Genomic DNA, 24,461 nt, shown 5'->3' on the forward strand with positions numbered 1-24,461 from the left:
ATGTCGACAGCTCAGTCAGGTGTCAACCTCGCCCTGGTCGGGGCGACCGGTCAGGTGGGCGCGGTGCTGCGTCGCCTGCTCTCCGAGCGCGGCTTCCCCGTGGCGACCGTGCGCTATTTCGCCTCCGCGCGCTCCGCGGGCAGCGAGCTGCCCTGGGAGGGTTGGTGGGCCGGTGCTCCCGCGGAGACCCGCCAGATCGTCGTGGAGGACGTCGCGACTGCCGATCTGTCCGGCATCGACGTCGCCCTGTTCTCAGCCGGTGGTGGCCCGTCCAAGGAACACGCCCCCCGGTTCGCCGACGCCGGCGCCATCGTGATCGACAACTCCTCCGCCTGGCGGATGGACGACGCGGTGCCGCTGGTCGTCAGCGAGGTGAACCCTCAGGACCTGGACTCCGCTGTGGCGCAAGGTGGTCGGCGGATCGTGGCCAACCCCAACTGCACCACGATGGCTGCGATGCCGGTCCTCAAGGCACTGCACGACGCTGCGGGGCTCGAGCGCCTGGTGGCCACGACCTATCAGGCGGTCTCTGGCAGCGGTGTGGCCGGTGTCGCTGAGCTGGCCGGTCAGGTGCGTGCGGGCGCGGAGCAGAACCTCGAGGGGCTGGCTCTGGACGGTGGCGCTGTCCAGTTCCCTGAGCCCTCGACCTACGTGGCTCCCATCGCTTTCAATGTCGTGCCGCTCGCTGGCGACCTGGTCGACGACGGCTCGGGTGAGACCAACGAGGAGCAGAAGCTGCGCAACGAGTCGCGCAAGATCCTGGGCATCCCGGGCCTTCCCGTCGCGGGCACCTGCGTGCGCGTGCCGGTCTTCACCGGTCACTCCCTGTCCATCCATGCCGAGTTCGGCCGAGCCATCACTGCCGAGGAGGCCCGTGAGGTCCTGGCGGTGGCGCCGGGTGTTGCGCTCAGCGACGTCCCCACACCGCTGGCTGTGGCCGGGCAGGACCCGTCCTACGTCGGCCGCATCCGCACCGATCAGTCGGTGCCCGACGGGCGAGGCCTCGTGCTGTTCGTGGCCAACGACAACCTCCGCAAGGGGGCTGCGCTCAACACCGTGCAGCTCGCCGAGGCCGTGGTCGAGCGTGGCCTGGTGGGCGGTTAGAAGCCCACGATCTGGGTGGCGCCGTGGCTCCTGAGGTGCCTGTGGACCCGTCCGCGCTGAGTTATCCACAGCTGCGGTTCGGGCCTCGGCGTGTCGTCCCATGACCGCCTATGGTGGGCAGATGGCCGCCCCAGACATCGAGCACAAGATCCGCCAGCACGACAACGACATCGCGGCGATCTACACGATGATCACCAACGTGCTGAACACGCAGGTCCGTCACACCAACCGGTTCAACGAGTTGGGTGAGGACGTCGCGACACTCGCCGGCAAGGTCGACTCCCTCAACATCAAAGTCGACACCCTCGACACGCGCATGACCTCCCTGGAGGGCAAGGTTGACTCCCTCGACACGCGCATGACCTCCCTGGAGGGCAAGGTCGACTCACTGGACACGCGCATGACCTCGCTGGAGGGGAAGGTCGACTCACTGGACACGCGCATGACCTCCCTGGAGGGCAAGGTCGACTCACTGGACACGCGCATGACTTCCCTGGAGGGCACTGTCAACTCCCTGGACGGAAAGGTCGACGCCCTGGACGGCAAGGTCGACCAGATCCTGGACCTGCTGAAGCGTTGAACCCGGCCGGCCCCGCTATCGGGACCGGCGCGGCTTGACCTCCTGCGGGACCCACCGGTCCTCTGGGACGTCCATGTGCCGGCAGAACTCGACCCAGACCTGCTTGACAGACAGCCCCGCCTCAATAGCCTCGGCCGGGGTGCGCTCGCCGAGGGAGCTCAGCACTTGGCTGCTCGCCTGGAACCGCCCGTAGGGACCGCCGAACTCGTCCTCCACGGCCCTCCAGAACTCGCTCACGCGCATCAGCTGGCACCGCTCGTCGAAGACTTCATACACGCACAATATGTCGGGTGACCGACACGAGCACCGGTGCGCAGCATCTGCTCGGCTGCTTCGTCCGAGCTCGCCCTCTGCGCCACCGGCAATCCGGACCCACGGTGGGCCGTCGACGCTCTGCCATCACCGAGTGAGAGGATGCCGTGAGACGATGGGGCCGACGACGAGACCCTCGCGCGAGATGGAGGACACGGTGCGACCCGAGCAGGACTTTGCGTGGTGGCAGAAGTTGCTGATCAAGGCGAAGATTTGGCAGCCGCCCCACCTCACGATGCACCACGTGGTGCGCGACATGGAGCGCCCGGTGCCTCCGCCGGTCACCGGCGCCTATGGCAACAAGGTCGTCACGGCCACCCGGCCGCGCCTGGTCCCCCAGCGCGACGACGCCCAACGCTGAGTCACACGACGACACCCAACGCTGAGTCGCACGACGACACCCAGCACGATTCCGGGTCTCGTCGCCTGCCGCACTCTGACCTTGCGAAGTCGACCTTGTTTCCTCACGCCCGCACCAGAGAAAACAAGGTCGCAAACTCCAGGTCACCGATGAGCCGACCCCGCGTGGGAGCGTCCATCGGGCGACGCTGGTGTTAGGAGGGCAGGGCAGGTGTCAGTAGGGCATGGCAGGCTCACCGTGATGAGTGAAGCACCGACCAGATGAGTCCGCCCCCACAGACCGATGTGCTGGAGCAGTTCTCCCCTGCCACCCAGGCCTGGTTCCGCGCGTCGTTCGCCGAGCCCACGCAGGCCCAGCGCGGCGCCTGGGAGGCCATCAGCGCGGGCCAGCACACTCTCGTGGTCGCACCCACCGGGTCGGGCAAGACACTGTCGGCCTTCCTCTGGGCCCTGGACCGCATCGCGACTCATCCGCGTCCTGCAGACACGCCGCGCTGCCGCGTGCTCTACATCTCCCCGCTGAAGGCTCTTGCGGTGGACGTCGAGCGCAACCTGCAGTCGCCGCTCGTCGGCATCAGCCATGCAGCCACCCGATTGGGGCAGCCCACACCGCAGGTGAGTGTCGCCGTCCGCTCGGGTGACACCCCTGCCGCCGACCGCCGTCGGTTCGCCCGCGAGGGGGCGGATGTGCTGATCACCACTCCGGAGTCACTCTTCCTGCTGCTGACCTCGGCAGCTCGCGAGGCGCTGGCCGGCGTCGAGACGGTGATCATCGACGAGGTGCACGCGGTGTTCGGCACCAAACGTGGAGCGCACCTCGCGGTCAGCCTGGACCGTCTCGACGCCCTGCTGCCCGAACCGGCTCAGCGGATTGGACTGTCCGCCACGGTCCGCCCCGCCGATGAAGTCGCCCGCTTCCTGACCGGCGGACGCCCCGTGACAACGGTCCAGCCCACCTCCACCAAGCAGTGGGACCTGCAGATCGTCGTGCCGGTCCCCGACATGACAGACCCTGGGGCCACCGAGGCCGCGGCCGGGCCAACAGCCAGCGAGCAAACCGCGGTGGTGCCTGAGCCTCCCACCGAGGACCCCCCACCCGAGGACCCCCCACCCGACGACCCCTTCGACGACCTCCCGGATCTCGAGGAGATCGACTGGACGATGCCGACGAGCGACCCCGCCGAGCGGGCCTCGGTGTGGCCGCACATCGAGACGCGGATCGTCGACCTCGTCGCCGACCAGACCTCCACCCTGGTCTTCGCCAACTCACGGCGCCTCGCGGAGCGGCTCACCAGCCGGCTCAACGAGATCTGGGAGGGACAGACGGAGCCGAGTGACGGCATACGGCCCGATCGGGACGGCCGCGACCCCAGTGCCCCGGATCACGGTGTGCCGCAGCGCCCCCCGGCTCAGATCATGGCTCAGTCTGGCGCGGCCGGCGGAGCGCCACCGGTGCTCGCCCGCGCCCACCACGGGTCGGTCAGTCGCGAGCAGCGCGCCGACATCGAGGACGCGCTCAAGACCGGGCGGCTGCCTGCCGTTGTGGCGACCAGTTCCCTCGAGCTCGGCATCGATATGGGCGCAGTGGACCTCGTCGTGCAGGTCGAGTCCCCGCCGAGCGTGGCCAGCGGGCTGCAGCGTGTCGGCCGGGCGGGCCACCAGGTTGGGGCGGTCTCGCACGGGGTGTTCTTCCCCAAGCACCGCGGTGACCTGCTGCAGAGCGCCGTGGTGGTCGAGCGGATGCGCAGCGGTCAGATCGAGGCCCAACGGGTGCCGGCCAACCCGCTCGATGTGCTGGCCCAACAGGTCGTGGCCATGGTCGCGATGGATGAGTGGCCCGTGGGCGAGCTGTTTGACCTGGTCAGGCGCAGTGCACCCTTTGCGTCCCTGCCCCGGAGCCTGTTCGACGCGACGCTGGACATGCTGGCCGGTCGCTATCCCAGCGAGGACTTCGCCGACCTGCGACCCCGCATCGTGTGGGACCGACTCCAGGACACCCTGACGGCCCGCCGCGGCGCGCAACACCTGGCGGTGATGAGCGGCGGCACCATCCCCGACCGGGGTCTGTATGCCGTGATGCTGGCCACCGGCGACGGGCCCGGCCGCCGCGTGGGTGAGCTGGACGAGGAGATGGTCTATGAGTCGCGGGTCGGTGACGTCTTCACCCTGGGCACGACGTCGTGGCGCATCGAGGACATCACCCACGACCGCGTGCTGGTCACCCCCGCGCCCGGGCAGCTGGGTCGGCTGCCGTTCTGGAAGGGCGACTCCCTCGGCCGGCCGGCCGAGCTGGGCGCCGCTGTCGGCGGATTCGTGCGCGAGCTCGCGGCCGCACCGGAGGCCTCGCGCGCGCGGCTGCGTGCGCGGGGACTGGATGAGTATGCCGCGACGAACCTGATCGACTACGCCACCGGACAGGTGGAGGCCACCGGTGCGGTGCCGGATGACCGCACCATCGTCGTCGAGCGCTTCCGCGACGAGATCGGCGACTGGCGGGTGGTGGTGCACAGCCCGTTCGGCACCCCGGTCCACGCGCCGTGGGCCCTGTGCATCGGGGCGCGGATGCGCGAGCGCTATGGCGCCGACGTGCAGGCGATGGCAGCCGACGACGGCATCGTGCTGCGCCTGCCAGAGCTGGCCGACGTCGAGCAGCTCGACCGCGACCTCGCCGATCTGTTGGTGTTGGACCCTGAGGAGGTCCACGACCTGGTGACGACCGAGATCGGTGGGTCGGCACTGTTTGCTGCCCGCTTCCGCGAGTGCGCGGCCCGTGCCCTGCTGCTGCCCCGGCGCCGACCGGACCGCCGCCAGCCGCTGTGGCAGCAGCGGCAGCGTTCGGCCCAGCTGCTCGAGGTGGCGGCCCAGTTCCCGAGCTTCCCGATCGTGCTGGAGGCGGTCCGCGAGTGTGTGCAGGATGTCTATGACGTCGCGGCGCTGACCTCGCTCATGCAGGACGTGGCGGCCCGTCGGGTGCGAGTGGTCACCGTCGAGACCGCCACTGCCTCTCCCTTCGCGCGGTCCCTGCTGATGGGCTATGTCGCGCAGTTCCTCTACGAGGGCGACTCCCCCATCGCCGAGCGACGCGCCGCAGCTCTCGCTCTGGACCCGACGCTGTTGTCGGAGTTGCTGGGGCGTGGCGAGGGTGCCTCGCTGCGTGACCTGCTCGACCCAGAGGTGGTCGCCCGCACCGAGGCCGAGCTGCAACGGCTGGTCCCTGAACGGCACGCCCGGGACGCCGAGGACGTGCTGGACATGCTGCGCACGCTGGGGCCACAGTCGCTGGAGGAGATCGCCGCGCGCACGACCCCCGAGGCGAGCGCGCAGATCCCTGGCTGGCTCGACGACCTCGCCGGTCAGCGGCAGGTGATCGCCGTCCGGATCGCCGGAGACGACCGGTGGGCCGATGCCCAGGACGCCGCACGGCTGCGCGATGCGTTGGGCGTCGCCGTGCCGCCGGGGCTGCCGGCCGCCTTCCTGGAGCCGGTCGCCGACCCGTTGGGTGACCTGGTGGTGCGCTGGTCCCGCACGCACACGCCCTACCGTCGCAGTGCCCTCGCGGCCCGTCTCGGCATCGGGTCGGCCGTTCTCGGCGACGTCGTGCGCCGACTGGTGGACAGCGGACGCCTCGTCGAGGGGGCCCTGCGCCCTCTCGGCGCTGCTCCGGGCGGGGTCACCGGAGGCGAGGCCGACCGAGACGGTCAGCGGGACGTGGACGCCCCGGCCGACGGCGACGCCGAGCCGCTGGAGTCCGCTGTTGAGCGCGCCGAGCCCGACGTGTGCGACGCCGACGTGTTGCGGATGCTGCGCCGCCGCTCGCTGGCGGCGCTGCGCCAGGAGGTCGAGCCGGTCACCCAGCGCAGCTATGCCCGGTTCCTGCCGACCTGGCAGTCGGTGGGCACGCTGCGCGGTGTCGACGGCCTGCACCGGGCCGTCGAGCAGTTGGCTGGCGCCCGGCTGCCAGCAAGTGGGTTGGAGTCCCTGATTCTGCCCGCGCGAGTGAGGGACTACTCCCCGGCGATGCTCGATGAGTTGATGACGGCTGGTGAGGTGCTCTGGCAGGGTCACGGACCGTTGCCGGGCGACGACGGATGGATCTCGCTGCACCTGGCCGACACCGCACCCCTGACGATGACGCTCCCTGAGCTGACCGACCCGGATGCTGGTGCCAGCAGCGACGCCGCCGAGCCCACGCCACCTGCCTCGGAGGTGCAAGACCTGCTCTCCGGCGGTGGCGCCTACTTCTTCCGGGCTCTGGCCGACACCCTGGGCCGCACGGACGACGGTGCGCTGCTGGACGAGATCTGGTCCCTGGTCTGGTCCGGTCAGGTCACCGGCGACACCCTGGCACCGGTCCGTGCCCTGCTCTCCGGCGGCCGTGGAGCCCACCGACAACGACAGTCCGGAGCACGGTCCAGCCGGTGGTCCCGCGGAGGCGTCGCCCTGTCACCCACCTCCTCGCGGGCGTCGCGACCGGGTCGACCGGCCCTGCCCTCACGCTCCGGGCCGAGCACCGGCGTGGGTCGCTGGTCGGCGCTGCCTCCCGTCGAGACCGACCCCACGGCCCGGGCGCTGGCCACTGCCGAGCAGTTCCTCGACCGTTACGGCGTCCTCACGCGCGGCAGCGTTGTCTCGGAAGGCACCCTTGGTGGGTTCGCAGGGGTCTATCGCGTGCTGGCGACGGCCGAGGAGGCCGGGCGGGTGCGCCGCGGCTACTTCGTCGAGCACCTCGGGGCCTCCCAGTTCGGCACGACTGGCGCCGTTGACCGGTTGCGAGCCCTCAGCTCAGACGAGGACACCGTGCACGTCCTGGCCGCCACGGACCCGGCCAGCCCGTTCGGGGCGGCCATCCCGTGGCCCGATGCTGGCGAGGGAAGTCACCGACCCGGTCGCAAGGCCGGCGCCATCGTGGTGACGGCCGGGGGTGAGCTCGTCCTCTATCTCGAGCGGGGCGGGCGGACCGCCCTGACCTACTCCACCGACCTCGAGGCGTGCGCGGCGACCGCTGCGGCTCTGGCTGCCCAGGTGCGCCAGGGACGCCTCGACTCCCTCACGGTCGCCAAGATCGACGGCGAGTCAGCGCTCGCCTCGCCTCATCCGCTGGCCACTGCGCTGCAGGACGCTGGCTTCCACACGGCGCCGCAGGGTCTGCGGCTGCGGCGGTAGTCCACCGTGCCCGAGGGTGACGCCGTCTGGCGAACAGCGCGACGCCTGCACCGTGCCCTGACCGGAGAGGTCCTGCTCGGCGCCGACCTGCGGGTGCCCGCGCTGGCCACCAGCGACCTCACTGGGCGGGCGACGTTGGAGGTCCTTCCCCGAGGCAAGCACCTGCTGCACCGTCTCGAGGGTGGCATCACGCTGCACAGCCATCTGCGGATGGACGGATCGTGGCGGGTGCTGACACGCACCGGTGGTGACGGGTCCGTGACCGATGCGCTGGGGGTGCAGACGCACCCGGCGACACGCCCGCACACGGTGCGCGCAGTGCTCTGGACGCGGGAGCACTTGGCCATTGGCGACAGCCTCGGCATGCTCGACCTGGTCGAGACCCGGCACGAGGAGCGGCTCGTGGGTCATCTGGGACCCGACCTGCTCGACCGCACCTTCGACCGGGATCGCGCTCTGTCGCATCTGGTCCGGGATCCGTCGGTCCCTGTGGCCGTCGCACTGCTCGACCAGCGCAACCTGGCCGGCATCGGCACGATCTATGCCAGCGAGCCACTGTTCGAGCACCGGGTTAGTCCGTGGGCACCGGTGGGCGACGTCGACCCGGAGGTGCTGGGGCGGGTCATTGACACCGCGCGACTCTGGATGGTGCGCTCCTGCCGGGTCGGGCACGATTCCTCCGTTGGTCTCCTGACGCGACAGCCTGCCGACGGGTGGCTGCCCGGGACCTACCGGGTCTTCGGCCGCAGCGGGCGACCGTGCCGACGCTGTGGCGCAGTCATCGTGGAGCAACCGATCGGCCAGCAACCGCGTCAGCGCGTGATCAGTTTCTGCCCTGCGTGCCAGGGATCATGACCCGTGGCACCGGCCCAAACCAGTGGCGAGGCCCGGCCCGCAGTCCCCACACTTGAGGCATGGCTGAAATCAACAGCAACTCGGTCCGCGCGTTCCTGTCCGGTGTGCTCACGGTCAATAGCATCGACCACCTGGCCACTGCGGCCGTGGGCAAGGAGTTCCTGACGCCCTTGGCAGGCAAGAACTCTGGCCCGCTTGTCAATGCGCTGTGGGGCGGCGCGAACCTCATGGGTGGCCTCGCCCTGGCCAGGTCTGCTGCGAGTCCCGGGCCCAGATGGGGACCGGAGGCCCATGCCTTCGGGGCCGGAGCAGCAGCCTTCGCGACCTGGATGTTTCTCAGCGAGGTGCTCCTCGAGGTCAACACCTCGGGCTGAGGGCGGCACGTCCTCGTGCTGTTCGTGGTGCGGTGGCACGACGCTTCCGGGGTCAGACCACGGCGGCGGCAACGCTGCCGGGGTCAGACCAACCTGGCGGCAACGCTGGCGGGGTCAGACCACCGCTGTCAGCACCTCGACCCGATTGCCAAAGCCATCGCGGCAGTGAAACCGCTCATAGCCCGCAAACGAGTGCCGTTCGTCCCACGACACCTCAAACCCCTGGTCGGCAACCCGAGCCCCCAGCGTCTCCAACTCGTCAACGCTGCCAAGGAGCAGGGCCGGGTGTGCCTTTCGTGCTGCCACGAAAGGGTCGTCGACGCCCAGATGGATCTCGGCCGTCACGGCGTCCCCCTCGAAAGCGCGAAACCAGCACCCACCCCGCCCAGCAAGCTCGTCGGGCTTGTCGACCTCAGTCAGCCCCAAGGCCCCGTGATAAAACGCCCTGGCGATCTCCTCGCCACCTCGTGGCATCGACACCTGCACGTGGTGTAGCCGCATGGCATCCTCCATTATCTCGATGTCAAGATAATTCTAGTGCGATGCCCGGCGGACCTCCAACCGTTTGATGCCGTGCAGCGTGCACAGGGGAACAATTCGCTCATCTGGCGTGCACCCAGACCGGCGACGCCAGCGGGCCTCTGACATCAGTGCAGGTCAACGCGTTGCCGTGCCCGGGCAGAGGGCACGTTGCCTGTTTGGCTGCACGTCACACGGGCAGGAGTGCGAGCCCAGGGCAAGAACTCAGGCGCTCAGCGAGACGGACGCTCCGGCGCCCACGCGCCCAGTGCGAGGGAGACTCGGGCGCTCACGCGCTCAGTGGGACGGAGACTCCGGCGCTCACGCGCTCAGTGGGGCTGAAAGTCGGGCGCCCACGCGCTTGGTCGGAGGGAGACTCGGGCGCTCGCGCGCTCGGTCGTCTTGAGAGGGAGGGGTCAGGCGGCGGAACTGATCAGGCGGCGCTTGGTCTGCGCGACAGTGTCCGGGTGCCTGATCGGCTTGGCCAAACCCTCGGCCAGCACGGTGCTGAACTGCTGGTCGGCTGCCTCGGACAGGCTCACGCGGCCTGCCACGTCGGTCAGCATACGGGACAGCGGCAGGTCGAGCGCCTTACAGATGGAGGCCAGCAACTCGCTGGATGCTTCCTTCTCGCCACGCTCGACCTCGCTCAGATAACCCAGGGACACGGAGGCGGAGGCGGACACCTCACGCAGCGTGCGGCCCTGGTGCTGGCGCTCCTCGCGGAGGACGTCGCCCATCTCGCGTCGCAGTAGAACCATGGCCAAAACCTCCCTCATCCCGTCTGGGTTACCTCAACCGTACAACGCCGGGCTGACATGAGCCCTCCCGGTTGTGCACTCAGCGCCCGGCGGACCCGCCAGTCAGCACCTCGAGCACCAGCTCCAGGGCAGCACCGACGCTCTGTTGCCGGATCTGTTCCCGGGAGCCGTGACAGGACAACGCCCGCACCTGGCGTTCTGATTCCCGTGTCACGGCGACGAAGACCCTGCCCACCGGGTGTCCCTCGATCGGGTCCGGCCCGGCGACACCGGTCGTTGCGACACCGAGGTCGGCTCCGGTGAGCCGTCGCACGCCGTCTGCCATCAGCAGCGCAGTCTCGGCCGCCACCGTGCCGTGCTCGGCGATGATGGCGGCTGGCACCCCGAGCACTCTGGTTTTCAGATCCGTCGAGTAGGACGCGAGGCCACCGAAGACGACGGCACTGGCACCGGGCACCGACGTCAACGCCGCGCAGACCAGCCCCCCGGTGAGCGACTCAGCAGTGGCCACAGAGGCCTCCGCCTCTATCAGTGCCCGGACGGTCTGCGTGGCCAACCGGTGGGCGCCGGCGTCTGAGGCGGTCACGTCATCACCTCAACGCTCCGCTGTGTCCCGGCGCAGCCGCAGCGCCTGCATCACGTAGTCCACGCCAGTGACGACGGTGACCACGACCGCTGCATACATCACCCACAGGCCGAGGGAGTGCAGCAAGCCGGTGAGCGGAAGGATCAGCAGGAGCAGGCCGATGGCCTGCAGGGTCGTCTTGATCTTGCCGCCCTTGCTGGCCGCGATGACTCCCCTGCGAATCACCCAGAAGCGCAGGGCGGTGATGCCCAGCTCACGGATCAGTATGACGACAGTCACCCACCAGGGCAGCTCACCAAGGATGGACAGCCCGATCAGGGCGGAGCCCATCAGCGCCTTGTCGGCAATCGGGTCAGCGATCTTGCCGAAATTGGTCACCAGCTGGCGCCGGCGGGCCAGATCACCATCCAGCCAGTCGGTGAGGCTGGCCACACCAAAGACGACCGCAGCCCACCACCGGTGCGGCTCGGACTCCCCGGACTCGCTCAGCAGCAACCACAGGAACAGTGGGACCAGGAGCATCCGCAGCACCGTCAGTGCGTTGGGCAGGTTCCACGCGCTGGCGCGCGGTGCCACCGGCGTCGTTGCCGGGTCCGGTGTGCTGGTCACGGCGCCGGCGCCCCCTGGTCGGGCAGCACCCGGGCGATGAGATCGACACCCTCGGTGTCGACCACCTCGGCGCGCACCACCGCACCGATCTGCGGCACCTCGCCCTCCGGCCACTCCACCAGCATGGTGGCGCCGTCGACGTCGGGGCCCTGCTGCTCGGCGCGCCCGGTGACCACGATCTCGCCGTCGGTCTCCTCAATCTCCTCGACCAGCACGCTCACGGTCTGCCCCACCCGGTCCTGCGCGCGCTGCGCGGTGAGCTGCTCGACGAGTTCGGTGACCAGGGCCACCCGCTCGTCGATGACCTCGGCAGGCAACTTCTCGGCATACGTCTCGGCCTCGGTGCCGTCCTCATCGCTGTAACCGAAGACCCCCACCACGTCGAGCTCGGCCTCGGTCAGGAAGGTGGTCAGCTCGGCCAGGTCCTCCTCCGTCTCACCGGGGAAGCCGACGATGACGTTGGACCGGATGCCTGCCTGTGGGACGCGCTCGCGCACCATGCGCAGCAGGGACAGGAAGGACTCGCGGTCACCGAAGCGCCGCATGCGTCGCAGCAGCGGACCCGAGGCGTGTTGAAAGGAGATGTCGAAGTAGGGCGTCACACCGGAGGTCTGAGCCATGACGTCGAGCAGCTCGGGTCGGATCTCAGCGGGCTGCAGGTAGGAGACCCGGACGCGCTCGATGCCCGCAATGGCCGTCAACTCGGGCAGCAGCTGCTCGAGCAACCTCAGGTCGCCAAGATCCTTGCCGTAGGACGTGGTGTTCTCACTGACCAGGAAGACCTCACGCACACCGCGCTCGGCCAACCAGCGCGCCTCGTCGATGATCTCGTGGGGGCGCCGCGAGACGAACGAGCCGCGGAACATCGGGATGGCACAGAACGCGCAGCGCCGGTCGCAGCCCGAGGCGATCTTCAGCGGGGCCCACGGGCGGCCGTCGAGGCGGGCACGGACCACGGGTGGACCGGACGGTGTGGCCAGCTGATCGGTGCCCTGGGAGTTGGTGGCGACGAAGTCGTCGGGCCGGATCTGCTGGTGCCCCGGCAGTGCCACCCCGGCGCTGCCGTCCTGGCGCGCGGCGGGCGAGATCGGCAGCAGCTGGCGTCGGTCGCGCGGGGTGTGCGCAACGGGTTTGTGGCCGTCCAGGATGGACTGCAGTTGACCCGACATGTCCTGATAGGAGTCGAAACCGAGGACCGCGTCCGCCTCGGGGAGCTGGTCGGCGAGCTGCTCACCGTAGCGCTCAGCCAGGCAGCCCACCGCGACCACCGCCTGCGTGCGGCCGCTGTCCTTGAGGTCGCTGGCCTCCAGCAGGGCATCGATGGAGTCCTTCTTGGCCTGCTCGACGAAGCCACAGGTGTTGACGACCGCGACGTCCGCCTCTGCGGCGTCGTCCACCAGCGTCCACCCACCGGCGGTCAGCCGCCCGGCCAACTCCTCAGAGTCGACCTCATTGCGCGAACACCCGAGTGTCACGAGGGCGACCGTCCGACCCTGGGCAGGGGCAGCGGGCTCAACGACACGGGGGCACATAGGTCCACTGTAAGCGAGTCGGAGCCCGGCAGCGCCCCGCACCGGGAGGCGCGTCACCAGATGGCGTAGGCCGGCTCCTTGGGCAGTCCGCAGGCGAGCCGGATCGACCCCGCCATGTCGCGCACCGCGATCGCCCTGACCTCCTGGCCCATGATGTCGTAGAGCTCCCCGAAGGCGAGCAGGACGCGGAACTCCATCTCGAGCAGGCCATGGCGACGGGTGCGGGCCAGTGCCTCATCCAGCCGCACCATCGAGCGCCGCGGATGCTCGTCCCGGTCCAGTCGGGCCAAGCCGATCAGACACAGCACGAGCTCGGCCTGCTCTCCCTGGTGTGCCAGCTCGGCCAGCGAGGCCTCGAGCAACTCTCGGGCGGTCTCGTGGTCGCCGAGGCCGAATCGTGCCTCGGCCTGGAGGGCACCGAACTCACTGCGCAGGATGTGCTCGGAGGTCTGCGTCGTCAGATCGATCGCTTCACGAATCAGGGGCTCGGCGGCACGCGGCCGTGCGCGGCGCAGCTGCAGGATGGCCAGGCTGCGCAGCGCGTTGGACCGCGCGGAGGGGTGCACCGCCTCGCCGAGGAGCTCACGCAGCACCCGCTCAGCGTGCTCGTGGCGCTCCAGAATCACCAGCACAAAGCCCATGTTGGCGCGGATGGACTGGCTCCGGTCCTGGTCGCCGGCCACCTCGATGTGCCGGAGAGCAGCCCGCAGGTGGCCCCAGGCGCGCGGGAACTGCCCCTGCGGCAGCAATGCACTGGTGTAGTTGTTGTGCACGACGGCGAGGGCGAACGAGCTGCCGGACGCGATGGCCATCTCCCGTGCGCGGGCCCACTGTTGATCTGCCTTGTGCTGGTCCCCGAGTTTGCCCGTGACGGCCGCCAGCACCTGCATCGCCAGGGCTGCGGCCTCCAGGTCCCCGCGTCGCTCCGCCGCCATGACCGCCGTGCTGTGCAGACGTCCCGCGAGCTCCAGTGCCCCGCGCCCGGTGAGGGCGCCCCCGAGATAGCGGGAGAGCTCGGTCACCTCGCTGCCGGCAAAGTCCGCAGCCATCTCGGCCACTGTCACCAGCGGGGCCGCAGCACGGTCCAACCACTGATTGGCCTCCTGCAGGCTGCGGAAGACCGACTGCCCCGCCGTGCTGGCGGTGAGCGCGTCAACGGCTTTGACCTGATCCACGTAGTAGCCCAGCAACCGACGCAGCATCTGCTCGCGCTCCGCCCGTGCCAAGCTCGAGCCGCGCTCCGCCGAATACGCAGCCAGCAGGTCGTGCTGGCGCACCCACCCGGCCTCCAACTGCGCGAGATTGGCGCGCACCAGGCGCTCGACCCCGCGCCTGGCCGTCCTGGGGTCCGTGTCAATGAGCGCCGCCAACCCGCCCACATCGATCCGGCTGGCCACGTTGACACCGAGGGCGAGGAAGAGACGCAGGTCGTCTCGATCCAGCGCATCCACGGACCAGGAGAAGATCGTGCGGGCACTGGTCATGGGATCACCGACGTCAAGCAGGTCCAGCACGTCGGGAGCTCCCTGGCCCGGGCCGCCATCCAGCACATCGGCATCTCGGGCGCGCAGCGCGGCCACCCGCAGCGCGATGGGGAGCCCCCCGCAGCGTTCCGCCAGGCGTTCCAACTGATCCGCGTCGAGGCCTGTGCCGCTGGCTCGTGAGGCCCCTGCCGCAGGCGCTGGTTCGGTGGACGAGTCATCCTGCTCAGTCTCGGGCGCGCCGGCGAGGCTCCGGAGCAGTGCGACGGCGTGCTCGCGATCGAGGGGTTGGAGTGGGACGTGGTGGACGTTGTCCCGGGCGATCAGCCCCGTCAGGTCGTCTCGGCTGGTGACCAGGCTGGCGCACCCGTTGTCTCCGGGGAGCAACGGTCGGACGGCTTCCTCGCTGCGGGCGTTGTCGATCAGGATCGCAACCTGGCGACCGGCCAGCAGACTGCGATAGGTGGCCACCCGTTCCTCCCTGTCGCGGGCCCCTGCTGGGTCGCCTCCCAGCGCCCGGATGAATCGCTCCAGGGCGGCATCCACCGAGGGGCCGGGGGTTGGCCCGTAGCCCTGGAAGTCGACGTAGAGCTGACCGTCCGGAAAGTCCGCACGGTGAGCGGCGACCCACGCCACGGCCAGGGCGGTCTTGCCGACTCCGGGCAGCCCCGAGATCAGGGCGTGCCGGTTGGTGCCGTCGGTCAGCGCGGCGTCGAGCAGCTCGAGCGCTCCGTCGCGCCCCACCAGGGGGACGCTGGCGGGCAGCTGTGCCGGGGGCGCCTGCATCGGCTGGACCGTGACGCGTTCGCGACCAGGAGCCGGTGTCTGCGGTGCCTGACCGCTGAGGACAAACTCCTGCATCCGGCGCAGCGGCTCGGAGGGCTCCATCCCGAGCTCATCGACCAGGACCCGTCGGGTCCGGGCATAGACGTCCAGCGCGTCGACCGGCCGGCCCGCCTGGTGCAGCCCCTGCATCAGGCGCACCTGGAGCGGCTCGCGCAGGGGGTGCGCGGCGGCCACCCGCTCGAGATCGGCGAGCACCTCCTGATGGTGCCCGAGACGGATCTCGGCATCGAACAGGATGTCGGTCACGTCGAGGCGGAGCTGCTCCAACCGCTGGGCCTCATCGGTCACCAGGGGGACGTCCAGGTCGGGATAGGCCGTCCCTCCCCACGGGTCGGCCCACTGTGACAGGGCCTCGCGTGCCAGGCCCGCCCGGGCAGGATCATCGGCAGCGGCTCCCATCGCCCCCTCGACCAGCCGGGCAAACCGGGTGGCGTCCAGCTCGTCGTGCTCGACCTGGAGCAGATAGCCACTGCCGTCCGCCACCAGCCTCTCCGCGCTGTCCAGCTCCTGACGGAACCGGTGGGCGTGCAGGTGCAGCCGGGCAGCCACCCGGACCTGGGGCTGTGGGTCGTCGTCCTGACCTGGCCACAGTGCCTGCGCCAGCGCGTCATAGGTGACCACGTGGCCGGCCCGAGCGAGCAGCACCCCGAGCATCCTGCGGCGCAGGGCGCCACGGGGCCGCACCCATGACTCGCCGGCGCGGTATCCCACGCGGCCCAGAACCTGAAACTCCATCTCACCCCTCCGCCTATCGACGATAGCCCTCCCCCAGCGTGCGTGCGAGCGGATTGAAAGAACGAGGAAAGGTGGGGCGATCACGATGCTGGCCATGGGAATCACGACAACGGGGGTGCCACCGCGCGCCCTCACCCGGTGGCAGGTCCACGGGGTCTGTCTCGTCATGTTCATCGAGGGGCTCAGCTCCTCGAGCATCAATGTCCAGGTCGCGGCCGTGCGGGCCGACCTGGCACCCGGCCCGGTCGGGTTGCAACTGGTGGCCTCGACCTTCCTGGTCGCGTATGCCGCCCTGCTGCTCCCGGCCGGGCGCCTCGCGGACTGGCTGGATCGTCGCAAGGTCTTCCTGGTCGGCCTCACCCTGTTCGCCCTGGGCAGCCTGCTCGGCACCCTGGCCCCCTCCGTCTGGTTGCTTGTCCTCGCCCGGCTGCTGCAGGGAGCCGGAGCCGCCCTCACCGCACCCGCCGCACTCGGACTGATCACTGCGCCGTTGCCGCAGGGGCCCGAGCGCAACCGCCTGGTGGCGCTGTATGGCGCGCTCGGTGCGGTGGGGTTCTCCACCGGGCTGGTCCTCCCGGGATTCCTGGTGGCGCACCTCGGGTGGCGCAGCAGTTTTGCGGTGCTGCTCCCCTTTGTCCTCCTGGTCCTGCTGCTGACCTGGCGGGTCCCCGCGGCCCCCGCCGATGACGTCGACCGGTCCTCCCAGCGACCCGACTGGTGGGGCACGATCGCCCTGCTGGCCCTGATCGGCGGTGGCACCTGGTGGCTCGGCGCCCTCCGGCAGCTGTCCGTCACGACTGTCCTGGCGAGCCTGTTGGTGCTGACCTGTCTGGCTGGCGTCGTGCTCGCCCGTCGGCACCTCACCCTGCCCCCCGGCGTGTTGGTCCCGCCCGTGCGGCGGTCGATGATCGCCATCGGTGCTGCCTCCGCAGGGATGCTCGCGGCCATCTATCTGCTGACCCTGGCCCTGCAGGACTGGCACGACCTGGATGCCTTCACGGTCGGGCTGCTGATCCTGCCCCAGCCAGCGTGCTTTGCCCTGCTGGCACGCTGTGGCTCGGTGTGGGTGAGCCGCTCGGGGAGCACAGCGCCGATGGTCACGGGGATGGCACTGATCGCGGGCGCGACCGCTGCCCTCGCGCTGCCCGACTCCGGGCGGCCACCGACACTGCTGGTTCTGCTGGCCATGGCAGGGGTGGGGGCCGGCCTGGCGCTGCTCTTCCCCGCCGCCTCCGTCGGGGCCATCAACGCCACCCCCGAGCGGCTGCGCAGCAGCACCGCAGCAGTGCTGACGACGGCCCAGAACCTCGGTGGCAGCGGCGGTCTCGCCCTGGTCACCGCGCTGGCGCTGGTGCCGGACGCCAACAGTCCCGGCAGCCTGTCCGCGCCGATGGCGGTGTGTGCGCTGATGGTCGCCCTCGGGTTGGGCGCCGTGGCCCTCAGCCTGCGGGGCCACCCCCACGGTGTGCACCGTCGCGTGGCACGTCAGGCAGTGGACTCATGACGCGCCTCGAGACGATGTCGCAGACGCTGGTCGTCGCCGACCTGGACGGGACCCTGACCTTCACCGAGGACCCGCCAGAGCCAGCAGTGATGGCCGCCTGGGACCGCCTCACGAGCATCCGGGGAGTGCGCATGGCGGTGGCGACCGCACGGGCACCGGTGTTCGTGCGCAACTGGTTCCGACACCGTCTGCAGCACACCGACGCGGTCTGCTGCAATGGCGCGCTCGTGCTGCCCGCCGGTGGCCCGGCGTCTCCCTGGGCGCTGCCTGTGCCGGCTGTGCACCAGGTCACCCGACAACTCGCGAGCACAGCGGTGAGCTATCGCGTCGACTACGGCGAGCACTTCGTCGCGCGGGGACCGGACGTGATGCCCTGGATGCTCGACGCCCACCGCAGGGAACTGGCACCGGACGTGGCGCCGCGCTGCGACGGGGTCGTGCGGATGCTGGTGTCGTGCAGCAAGGCCGCCCAACAGGCCACGGCCGGCCTGTCTGGCGTGACCGTGATCCCGCACTCCACCGGGGACGCCGACGTCGTGGCGACCGGGGTGGGCAAAGAGGCTGCGGTGGCCACGCTGCGTCGAGGGGGCGAGCAGATGATCGCCCTCGGCAACGACGAGAACGACCGGGGGCTGCTGCAGGCAGCCGATGCGGCCTACGTCGTGGGAACGCGTCTGACGGATCTCGACGCCGCACCGCACGTGCGCCGGGTCCCGGCTGGCACACCCCCGGTGGCCGGCTTGCTCACCGACCTGGCCGACTCCCTGGCCCGGCGCGCTGTCCCGGCCTGAGTCCGACGCGTGCGGAGACCGGTCGCTGGTGGCTGCGCAGGGGGCAGTCACCAGTGACCGGTCAGGCGCATCAGCACCAGGCTGCTGGTCGCCACGAGCACCCACAGCACGCCTCCCAGAGCCAATGGGCGCCACCCGGCCTCGCGCACCGCCGCCACCGGGGTGGTCAGACCGATCGCGGTCAGCGCCACCGTCGTCAGATAGCCGGCCAGCACGTGCACCGGCTCGGTCCAGGACTGCGGCACCACCCCCAACGAGGTTGCCGCGGCAGCCAGCAGAAAGAGGACCAGGAACGTGGGGACCAGCTTGTGCCACGGCATACGGTCGCCGTCGTTGCTCTCCCGCCTGGCCCGGGCCACGGAGTGGCCGATCGCGATCGGGACGATCATCAGCGTCCGGGTCAGCTTGACAACGATGGCGTAGGACGTGGCGACGGCACCGTAGATCGTGGCGGCGGCGACCACCGAGGAGGTGTCGTTGATGGCGGTGCCGGCCCACAGACCGAAACCCTCCTGGGACAGCCCCAACGCATAGCCGAGCACGGGGAAGAGCAGCACGGCCAGGGCGTTGTAGACGAAGATCACCGCCACGGACACGGCGACGGCGGCCCCAGCGGCTCCCGTGACCGCGCTGATCGTGGCGATCGCCGACGCCCCACAGATGCCGGTGCCCACGGTGACCAGGGTGCGGATGTCGTCGGCCACCCCGAGCCAGCGCCCCACCAGCGGGCCGGCGAGCAGGGCCAGGACGAGGGTGCCCAGCATCACGGGGAGGGTGTCCAGGCCGATCCGGGCCACCTGGCCCAGTGACAGGCCAAGGCCCAAGAGCACCACGGCCGCCTGCAGCACCTTCTTGGCCGCGAACCCCGTGCCCGGGGCGAGGGCCGGACGAGGGCCCAGCAGGGTCCCCACGACCAACCCGAGGAGTATGCCGAGGACCGGGCCCCCGATGACCGGGACCTGGGTGCCGATCAGGTGGGCGATCAACCCCAGGCCTGCGGCCAGGGCGAGCCCGGGCACCAGGGCGAGCGGACCTGCTCTGGTCACCGCCGGAACTTGATCATGGTGAGGCCGAGCAGCCGGGCCACCACCAGCGCCATGTAGTTCAACCCGGCCAGCATCTGGAGCATCAGCACCGCTCGGGCATGCCCCGCGTCGGGCCCCGGGCTGATGTCAGACAGGCCGGTGTTGGTCAGCGTGGTGAAGGACAGGAAGAGCAGGTCCATCCAGGACAGTGGCCCCTCGTGGCCCGTGTGGATATAGGAGCCGGGCCAGATGACCTGCACGATGCCGTGAGTGTAGGCAAAAGCCCAGGCCAGCACGGTGAAGCAGGCACCGGTGGCGAACAGCTCGTCGCGCGAGACCCAGGCGTCAGCGAACATGTAGCGCAGCAGCGAGATGGCCGTGTAGAAGTAGAAGGTCCCGTGAAAGACGTAACTGGTCAGCAGGACGCCCTCATGAGTGGGAAAGACAGCCTCCACGATCGTCATGACGAACACCGGGGCACCGAGCACGATCGCCACCCGCCGGGTCGCCGGCGTCTTGTTAACCGCGAGCACGGCAATCGCCAGGACGATCAGCCCGAAGGCGGACAACAAGGTCCTGCCCAGACCACCCTGGTCGGTGAACGGGAAGACCAGCACGCCCAGCAGCTGCACGGCCAGCAGCACGGCCGACGGGTGATCCCGCAGACCAGACAGCCAGCGCTGCGGCCTGCTCTGCCCGGCGGCACCGGCGTAGGTGAACACGGGGGGTGACTCTACTCGCGCCCGGTCAGCGCCCAGGCATCCTCGGAGTCTTCCTCGGCCGACGCGTAGTCCGCGTCGTCGGAGTCGGCCAGCGGGTCGGCATACTGCTGCGGTGCCGGTGCGGCAGGCTCGCCCTCGTCGACCTCGACGACATCGTCGTCCTGCCCCAGACCCGGCTCCGCCTCGGGCGGAGGCTCCTGGCCCTGCAACAGCGCCAGGGTCACCTCCAGGTCGTCGTGCTTGACCAGCACGTCACGGGCCTTGCTGCCCTCGGACGGCCCGACAATCCCCCGGGACTCCATCAGGTCCATCAGCCGGCCTGCCTTGGCAAACCCGACCCGCAGCTTGCGCTGCAGCATCGAGGTGGACCCGAACTGGGTCGTGATGACCTGCTCGGCAGCCTGCAGCAGCAGGTCGAGGTCGTCGCCGATGTCCTCGTCCACCATCTTCTTGGCCGGCGCGACGGTCACATCCTCGCGATAGACCGGCTTGAGCTGGTCAGTGACGTGCTTGACCACGCCCTCGATCTCGGACTCGGCGACCCAGGCGCCCTGCACGCGCATCGTCTTCGACGCCCCCATCGGCAGGAACAGGGCATCGCCCTGCCCGATCAACTTCTCGGCACCAGGCTGGTCGAGCACGACGCGGCTGTCGGTGACTGAGGACGTCGCGAACGCCATCCGGGAGGGCACGTTGGCCTTGATCAGACCGGTGACCACGTCGACCGACGGACGCTGGGTCGCCAGCACCAGGTGGATGCCGGCGGCGCGGGCGAGCTGGGTGATCCGGACGACCGACTCCTCGACGTCCCGGGGGGCGACCATCATCAGGTCGGCGAGCTCGTCCACCACGACCAGCAGGTAGGGGTAGGGCTGCATGACCCGCTCGGACCCCGCTGGCGGTGTGACTTTTCCGGCGCGGATCGCCTTGTTGAAGTCGTCGATGTGCTTGAACCCGAAGGCCGACAGGTCGTCGTAGCGGGTGTCCATCTCCTTGACCACCCAGGCCAGCGCCTCGGCTGCCTTCTTGGGGTTGGTGATGATCGGCGTGATCAGGTGTGGGATGCCCTCGTAGGCCGTCAGCTCGACCCGCTTGGGGTCCACCAGGACCATGCGGACCTCGTCGGGCGTGGACCGCATCAGGATCGAGGTGATCATCGAGTTGATGAAACTCGACTTGCCCGACCCGGTCGCGCCGGCGACCAACAGGTGCGGCATCTTGGCCAGGTTGGCGATGACATAGCCACCCTCAACGTCCTTGCCGACGCCCATCACCATCGGATGGGTGTTGTTGCGGGCCGCGTTGGAGCGCAGCACGTCTCCGAGAGAGACGTTCTCCCGGTCGGTGTTGGGGATCTCCACACCGACGGCCGACTTCCCCGGGATCGGCGACAGGATGCGCACATCGGCCGAGGCCACGGAGTAGGAGATGTTCTTGGACAGGGCAGTGACCCGCTCGACCTTGACGCCCGGGCCAAGCTCGACCTCATAGCGCGTGACCGTCGGACCACGCATGAAGCCGGTCACCTGGGCATCGACCCCGAAGTCGTCGAGCACGCCGGTCAGCGCCTCGACGACCTTGTCGTTGGCAGCCGAGCGCGACTTGTGTGGCGCACCCTCGACCAGCAGCGCGTTGTCCGGGAGCGTGTAGGTGACGTCGCCGGCGAGCATGAGCTGCTCGACGCGCTGCGGCAGCGGCGTCGTGGGCGGCGCCTCCAGCGTCTCCTTGTGGGGGACCTTACTGGGGTCTGGGCGCTTCTGCCCGGGCCGCAGGATCGGCTGGGTGTCGTCCGGACCAGCCTTCGGGGCCGCTGTGGCGGGCTTGTCGCCCGCTGTGGCGTCGGCGGCGGGCTTGGCGGACTCTGCCTCGCTCGCCTCCTCGCGCTGCTTGCGGGCGTAAGCCCGGGCACGCAGCGACTTGGCCGAGCCCGGCTGCACCTCGGCCGCCTGCTCGAAGGCCTCGTCCCCGTCGCGCTCCCCGGGCACCTCGGTCCGGCGACGACGCTTGGGGCGCGGTGCCTCGTCATAGTCCGAGTCGGACGTCGAGGAGGTCTCGAACAGGGCCGCCTCGGCGTCACGCAGTCGCTGCGGGATCCGGTGGACCGGCGTGGCGGTGATGACCAGGATGCCAAAGAAGGCCAACAGGGTCAGCAGCGCGATGGTGCCGTAGGTCGTCAGGGCAGCGGTGATCGGGCTGGCCACGATGAACCCGACGATGCCGCCGGCGTTCTGCAGGGCAGCCTGGCCCTCGCTGTAGTCGGGCGATCCGAGCGCGACGTGGGTCAGACCGGCGGCTGCCAGCCCCAGGGCCAGCGTGCCGACGGCCATGCGGTTGTTGGCGGCGACGCTGGCCGGCGCGCGCAGCAGTCGGATCGCGAACAGGAAGAGCACGATCGGCAGGGCGAGGCCCACGCGACCGAAGGTCCCCGCCACCACGGCGTGGATGGCGTCGCCGAGGGCGCCCTGCAGGTTCCACCACTCCCGGATCGCCACGATGACCGCCAGCGCCAGGAGCAGGAAACCCCACCCGTCGCGTCGGTGGTCCGGCTTGTCGCCCTCAGTGCTGGTGCCCATCGACCGGACCGCTCCTCCTGCCATCGTTGCCACGCCCATCCAGGTGCCTCGGGCCATCCGCCACGGAAGTGGTGGCTGCCCGGCAGCACGGCGGGGCTGACTGTTGCGCTTGCCCTTGCTGGCCGGGGCTTGCTTGCTGCCCTTGCTGCGGGCGGCGCTGCCGCGCGCCGGGGTCTGGCCCGAGCGGGCTCGCCCCGTCGCGCTGGTCGCGTTCGTGCGGGTCCCCGAGGACGACCTGCTGGCGCTCCCGGCCTTCGTGCTGCCGGAGCGAGGTTTGGTCGTCGCAGTGTTTGCCACCCTGGCACGGTACTTGACTTTCACGTGCGTATCACGCGTCACACGCGCAGGGGGGCCGATCCGGCGCGCAGGTGGCACCACCGCACACGACACCTGACGGGCTGCTCGTCTAGTTCACGGGTTGACAGTCCGCAGTGAGCAAGCTCTGGGCTTGCTCTCACTTGTTGTCAATGACATTGATTGATAATGCCCTGAGTCAAGGTATACTCTTGGCATGGCATCAGAGGTTGCGCCCCGCCCGCTCGCCGCCTTTCTCGGCGACGTCATCGGCTCCCGCGCCTCCAGTGACCGCAAGGGCCTGCACGACACCCTCACCTCCGCCCTCGCCACCGTGAGCGCCGAGGTCGACACCGTCGACGACATCCAGGTGACGGCGGGCGACGAGTTCCAGGGCACCTTCGCCAATGTCGGTGAGGCGCTGTATGCCGCACTCCTCCTCCGCCTGCGCCTGACCCCTCACATCGATGTCCGGATCGGCGTGGGCTGGGGCGATGTGACAGTGCTGGACGCCGCGCACGGCACGCAGGACGGTCCGGCCTGGTGGGCCGCGCGGGCCGCCATCGAGTGGATCGAGAAGCAGCAGGCGAGCGCTGGCTGGCAGAGCGTGCGCACGGCCTATCGGCGCGCCGACATCATCGGCGACACCCTCCCCGGCCCGACGCCCGAGGCGGTCAGCGCCGCCCTGCTCTGTCAGGACCATCTGATGGGCTTGCTGGACGAGCGGTCGAGACACATCCTGGAGGGGCTCATGCACGGTCAGACTCAGGTGAAACTGGCGGAGGAGCTCGGCCTCACCCGCCAGGCAGTCAATCAACGGCGCAAGCAGGACGGGTTGGCGATCCTGGTCGCCGCGGCCGAGAGCCTGCGGACCCTCGAGTGAGCGCGCTGGCGCTCCTGCTCATCGCGGTGGGCCTCAGCGACTTGATCGCGGCCCGTGGGTGGTCCGACCGGCACACCGGTCGCCGGGTGGGAGCCCTGGCCGGGTTGGCGTCCGTCGCCGCCCTGGCCCTGCTCGCCGGGTTGACCGGCTGGGGGGACCTTGCCCTGTTGACGATCGCCGGACTGACGACTGGCGGCTGGGTGGTCCTGGCCGGGCGGGCCGACGACTCCGACCTCGGCCAGGGCCTGGCTCTGGCCGCCCTGGCAGCGGGCACGGCCCTGAGTGTCCTGCTCAGCGGGTGGGCGACTCCCGCAGGCGGAGCCTTGGGCCGGTGGCTGGAGTGGACGGGCATCGAGGCGCTGGCCGGCGCGGACCCCACCCGGGTGCTGCTCCTCGTCGGTCTGGTCCTGGCGCAACTGTCGACGGGCAACGTGATCGTGCGGCTGGTCCTGGCTCACACCGGTGCGCTCAACCCCCTGGGTGGACCGCAGGCCTCCGACCGGCTCCGGGGCGGGCGACTGCTCGGCCCGATGGAGCGGGTCTTCATCCTCGGGCTGGGGTTGGCCGGTCAGGTCACGGCCGCCAGCATCGTCATCGCGGCCAAAGGGTTGATCCGCTGGCCGGAGTTGCAGCGGGCCAGCCGCGACTCGGAGCGGCTCGAGCAGGCGGCTCGGGACACCCCCGACGCGCGGAAGAACCAGGCTGCCTCCACCGCGAGCATCGACCAGGTGACCGAGTACTTCCTGATCGGCAGCTTCGTCAGTTGGCTGGTCGCCCTCGTTGCCCTGGTGGTCGCCCACCTGGGCTGAGTCCAACCCGACACTGTCGTGCCACACCGGACTGTCGTGCCAC

Annotated in this window: 20 protein-coding genes; 10 read left to right on the forward strand and 10 right to left on the reverse strand. The window is 70.1% G+C overall.

Annotated elements, in window-relative coordinates; translation table 11 throughout:
• The gene (locus tag NF556_RS14700) at positions 1–1,104 is read left to right on the forward strand and encodes an aspartate-semialdehyde dehydrogenase (protein ID WP_252591662.1); all 1,104 of its coding nucleotides are present in this window, start codon (positions 1–3) and stop codon (positions 1,102–1,104) included.
• A gap of 121 nt (positions 1,105–1,225) precedes the next feature.
• Complete coding sequence (locus tag NF556_RS14705; protein ID WP_252591663.1) at positions 1,226–1,684, forward strand: hypothetical protein; 459 nt, start codon at positions 1,226–1,228, stop codon at positions 1,682–1,684.
• Between the two features lie 15 nt (positions 1,685–1,699).
• Here NF556_RS14705 and NF556_RS14710 read toward each other — a convergent pair whose 3' ends face one another.
• Positions 1,700–1,960, reverse strand: coding sequence for a DUF3046 domain-containing protein (locus tag NF556_RS14710; protein WP_252591664.1), 261 nt, complete (start codon positions 1,958–1,960; stop codon positions 1,700–1,702).
• A gap of 181 nt (positions 1,961–2,141) precedes the next feature.
• On the opposite strand from NF556_RS14710, the gene NF556_RS14715 reads away from it, so the two are divergent.
• The 4 genes from NF556_RS14715 to NF556_RS14730 all read left to right on the forward strand — a co-directional run bounded on the left by NF556_RS14715 (position 2,142) and on the right by NF556_RS14730 (position 8,748).
• A complete protein-coding gene (locus NF556_RS14715; protein WP_252591665.1) occupies positions 2,142–2,357 on the forward strand; it encodes a hypothetical protein in 216 nt (71 codons plus the stop codon).
• Between the two features lie 260 nt (positions 2,358–2,617).
• Complete coding sequence (locus tag NF556_RS14720) at positions 2,618–7,519, forward strand: Lhr family ATP-dependent helicase (protein ID WP_252591666.1); 4,902 nt, start codon at positions 2,618–2,620, stop codon at positions 7,517–7,519.
• Positions 7,520–7,525: 6 nt separating this feature from the next.
• On the forward strand, positions 7,526–8,374 hold the full coding sequence (locus NF556_RS14725) for a DNA-formamidopyrimidine glycosylase family protein (protein ID WP_252591667.1): 849 nt from the start codon (positions 7,526–7,528) through the stop codon (positions 8,372–8,374).
• Positions 8,375–8,433: 59 nt separating this feature from the next.
• Positions 8,434–8,748, forward strand: a complete 315-nt coding sequence (locus NF556_RS14730; RefSeq protein ID WP_252591668.1) for a hypothetical protein — start codon at positions 8,434–8,436, stop codon at positions 8,746–8,748.
• A gap of 114 nt (positions 8,749–8,862) precedes the next feature.
• Here the strand turns inward: NF556_RS14730 and NF556_RS14735 are convergent, their stop codons facing one another.
• The 6 genes from NF556_RS14735 to NF556_RS14760 all read right to left on the reverse strand — a co-directional run bounded on the left by NF556_RS14735 (position 8,863) and on the right by NF556_RS14760 (position 15,817).
• Positions 8,863–9,249 carry a VOC family protein gene (locus NF556_RS14735; RefSeq protein WP_252591669.1) on the reverse strand — a complete coding sequence of 129 codons (387 nt, stop codon included), beginning with the start codon at positions 9,247–9,249 and terminating at the stop codon, positions 8,863–8,865.
• A 434-nt stretch (positions 9,250–9,683) separates the two neighbouring features.
• Positions 9,684–10,028 carry a helix-turn-helix domain-containing protein gene (locus NF556_RS14740; protein WP_252591670.1) on the reverse strand — a complete coding sequence of 115 codons (345 nt, stop codon included), beginning with the start codon at positions 10,026–10,028 and terminating at the stop codon, positions 9,684–9,686.
• 79 nt (positions 10,029–10,107) lie between these two features.
• Entirely contained in the window at positions 10,108–10,614 is a 507-nt protein-coding gene (locus NF556_RS14745; protein WP_252591671.1) for a CinA family protein, read from the reverse strand.
• A gap of 9 nt (positions 10,615–10,623) precedes the next feature.
• Positions 10,624–11,223, reverse strand: a complete 600-nt coding sequence (gene pgsA / locus NF556_RS14750) for a CDP-diacylglycerol--glycerol-3-phosphate 3-phosphatidyltransferase (protein WP_252591672.1) — start codon at positions 11,221–11,223, stop codon at positions 10,624–10,626.
• Positions 11,220–12,755 (reverse strand): 30S ribosomal protein S12 methylthiotransferase RimO, encoded by a 1,536-nt coding sequence (gene rimO, locus NF556_RS14755; protein WP_252591673.1) that lies wholly within the window; start codon positions 12,753–12,755, stop codon positions 11,220–11,222. Before rimO ends, pgsA begins: the two co-directional genes overlap by 4 nt.
• Positions 12,756–12,808: 53 nt before the next feature.
• The gene (locus tag NF556_RS14760; RefSeq protein ID WP_252591674.1) at positions 12,809–15,817 is read right to left on the reverse strand and encodes an AfsR/SARP family transcriptional regulator; all 3,009 of its coding nucleotides are present in this window, start codon (positions 15,815–15,817) and stop codon (positions 12,809–12,811) included.
• Between the two features lie 94 nt (positions 15,818–15,911).
• On the opposite strand from NF556_RS14760, the gene NF556_RS14765 reads away from it, so the two are divergent.
• A complete protein-coding gene (locus tag NF556_RS14765) occupies positions 15,912–17,321 on the forward strand; it encodes an MFS transporter (RefSeq protein WP_252591675.1) in 1,410 nt (469 codons plus the stop codon).
• On the forward strand, positions 17,318–18,112 hold the full coding sequence (locus tag NF556_RS14770) for an HAD hydrolase family protein (RefSeq protein ID WP_252591676.1): 795 nt from the start codon (positions 17,318–17,320) through the stop codon (positions 18,110–18,112). The genes NF556_RS14765 and NF556_RS14770 overlap by 4 nt, the downstream gene beginning before the upstream one ends.
• 47 nt (positions 18,113–18,159) lie before the next feature.
• Here NF556_RS14770 and NF556_RS14775 read toward each other — a convergent pair whose 3' ends face one another.
• From NF556_RS14775 to NF556_RS14785, 3 genes are read right to left on the reverse strand one after another with little or no spacing between them, the layout of a single operon-like run.
• On the reverse strand, positions 18,160–19,158 hold the full coding sequence (locus tag NF556_RS14775) for a YeiH family protein (RefSeq protein ID WP_252591678.1): 999 nt from the start codon (positions 19,156–19,158) through the stop codon (positions 18,160–18,162).
• Positions 19,155–19,859: an ion channel gene (locus NF556_RS14780; protein ID WP_252591680.1), complete on the reverse strand. Its 705-nt coding sequence runs from the start codon at positions 19,857–19,859 to the stop codon at positions 19,155–19,157. Before NF556_RS14780 ends, NF556_RS14775 begins: the two co-directional genes overlap by 4 nt.
• Positions 19,860–19,870: 11 nt before the next feature.
• Positions 19,871–22,471, reverse strand: coding sequence for an FtsK/SpoIIIE family DNA translocase (locus NF556_RS14785; protein WP_252595819.1), 2,601 nt, complete (start codon positions 22,469–22,471; stop codon positions 19,871–19,873).
• Between the two features lie 472 nt (positions 22,472–22,943).
• On the opposite strand from NF556_RS14785, the gene NF556_RS14790 reads away from it, so the two are divergent.
• Positions 22,944–23,609 carry a SatD family protein gene (locus NF556_RS14790; protein ID WP_252591682.1) on the forward strand — a complete coding sequence of 222 codons (666 nt, stop codon included), beginning with the start codon at positions 22,944–22,946 and terminating at the stop codon, positions 23,607–23,609.
• A complete protein-coding gene (locus NF556_RS14795) occupies positions 23,606–24,418 on the forward strand; it encodes a hypothetical protein (protein ID WP_252591684.1) in 813 nt (270 codons plus the stop codon). The genes NF556_RS14790 and NF556_RS14795 overlap by 4 nt, the downstream gene beginning before the upstream one ends.
• The last annotated feature ends 43 nt before the right edge of the window (positions 24,419–24,461 follow it).

The sequence above is a fragment of the Ornithinimicrobium faecis genome (assembly GCF_023923225.1).
GTDB classification, from domain to species: Bacteria; Actinomycetota; Actinomycetes; order Actinomycetales; family Dermatophilaceae; genus Ornithinicoccus; species Ornithinicoccus faecis.

Bases quoted from the DNA above. Each gene is read 5' to 3' on its own strand.
- NF556_RS14760 (WP_252591674.1), bottom strand. From the start codon at position 15,817: ATGGAGTTTCAGGTTCTGGGCCGCGTGGGATACCGCGCCGGCGAGTCA.
- NF556_RS14740 (WP_252591670.1), bottom strand. From the start codon at position 10,028: ATGGTTCTACTGCGACGCGAGATGGGCGACGTCCTCCGCGAGGAGCGC.
- NF556_RS14705 (WP_252591663.1), top strand. From the start codon at position 1,226: ATGGCCGCCCCAGACATCGAGCACAAGATCCGCCAGCACGACAACGAC.
- NF556_RS14730 (WP_252591668.1), top strand. From the start codon at position 8,434: ATGGCTGAAATCAACAGCAACTCGGTCCGCGCGTTCCTGTCCGGTGTG.
- NF556_RS14790 (WP_252591682.1), top strand. From the start codon at position 22,944: ATGGCATCAGAGGTTGCGCCCCGCCCGCTCGCCGCCTTTCTCGGCGAC.
- NF556_RS14770 (WP_252591676.1), top strand. From the start codon at position 17,318: ATGACGCGCCTCGAGACGATGTCGCAGACGCTGGTCGTCGCCGACCTG.
- NF556_RS14785 (WP_252595819.1), bottom strand. From the start codon at position 22,471: ATGGGCGTGGCAACGATGGCAGGAGGAGCGGTCCGGTCGATGGGCACC.
- NF556_RS14735 (WP_252591669.1), bottom strand. From the start codon at position 9,249: ATGCGGCTACACCACGTGCAGGTGTCGATGCCACGAGGTGGCGAGGAG.
- NF556_RS14715 (WP_252591665.1), top strand. From the start codon at position 2,142: ATGGAGGACACGGTGCGACCCGAGCAGGACTTTGCGTGGTGGCAGAAG.
- rimO (WP_252591673.1), bottom strand. From the start codon at position 12,755: ATGTGCCCCCGTGTCGTTGAGCCCGCTGCCCCTGCCCAGGGTCGGACG.
- NF556_RS14700 (WP_252591662.1), top strand. From the start codon at position 1: ATGTCGACAGCTCAGTCAGGTGTCAACCTCGCCCTGGTCGGGGCGACC.
- NF556_RS14765 (WP_252591675.1), top strand. From the start codon at position 15,912: ATGGGAATCACGACAACGGGGGTGCCACCGCGCGCCCTCACCCGGTGG.
- NF556_RS14720 (WP_252591666.1), top strand. From the start codon at position 2,618: ATGAGTCCGCCCCCACAGACCGATGTGCTGGAGCAGTTCTCCCCTGCC.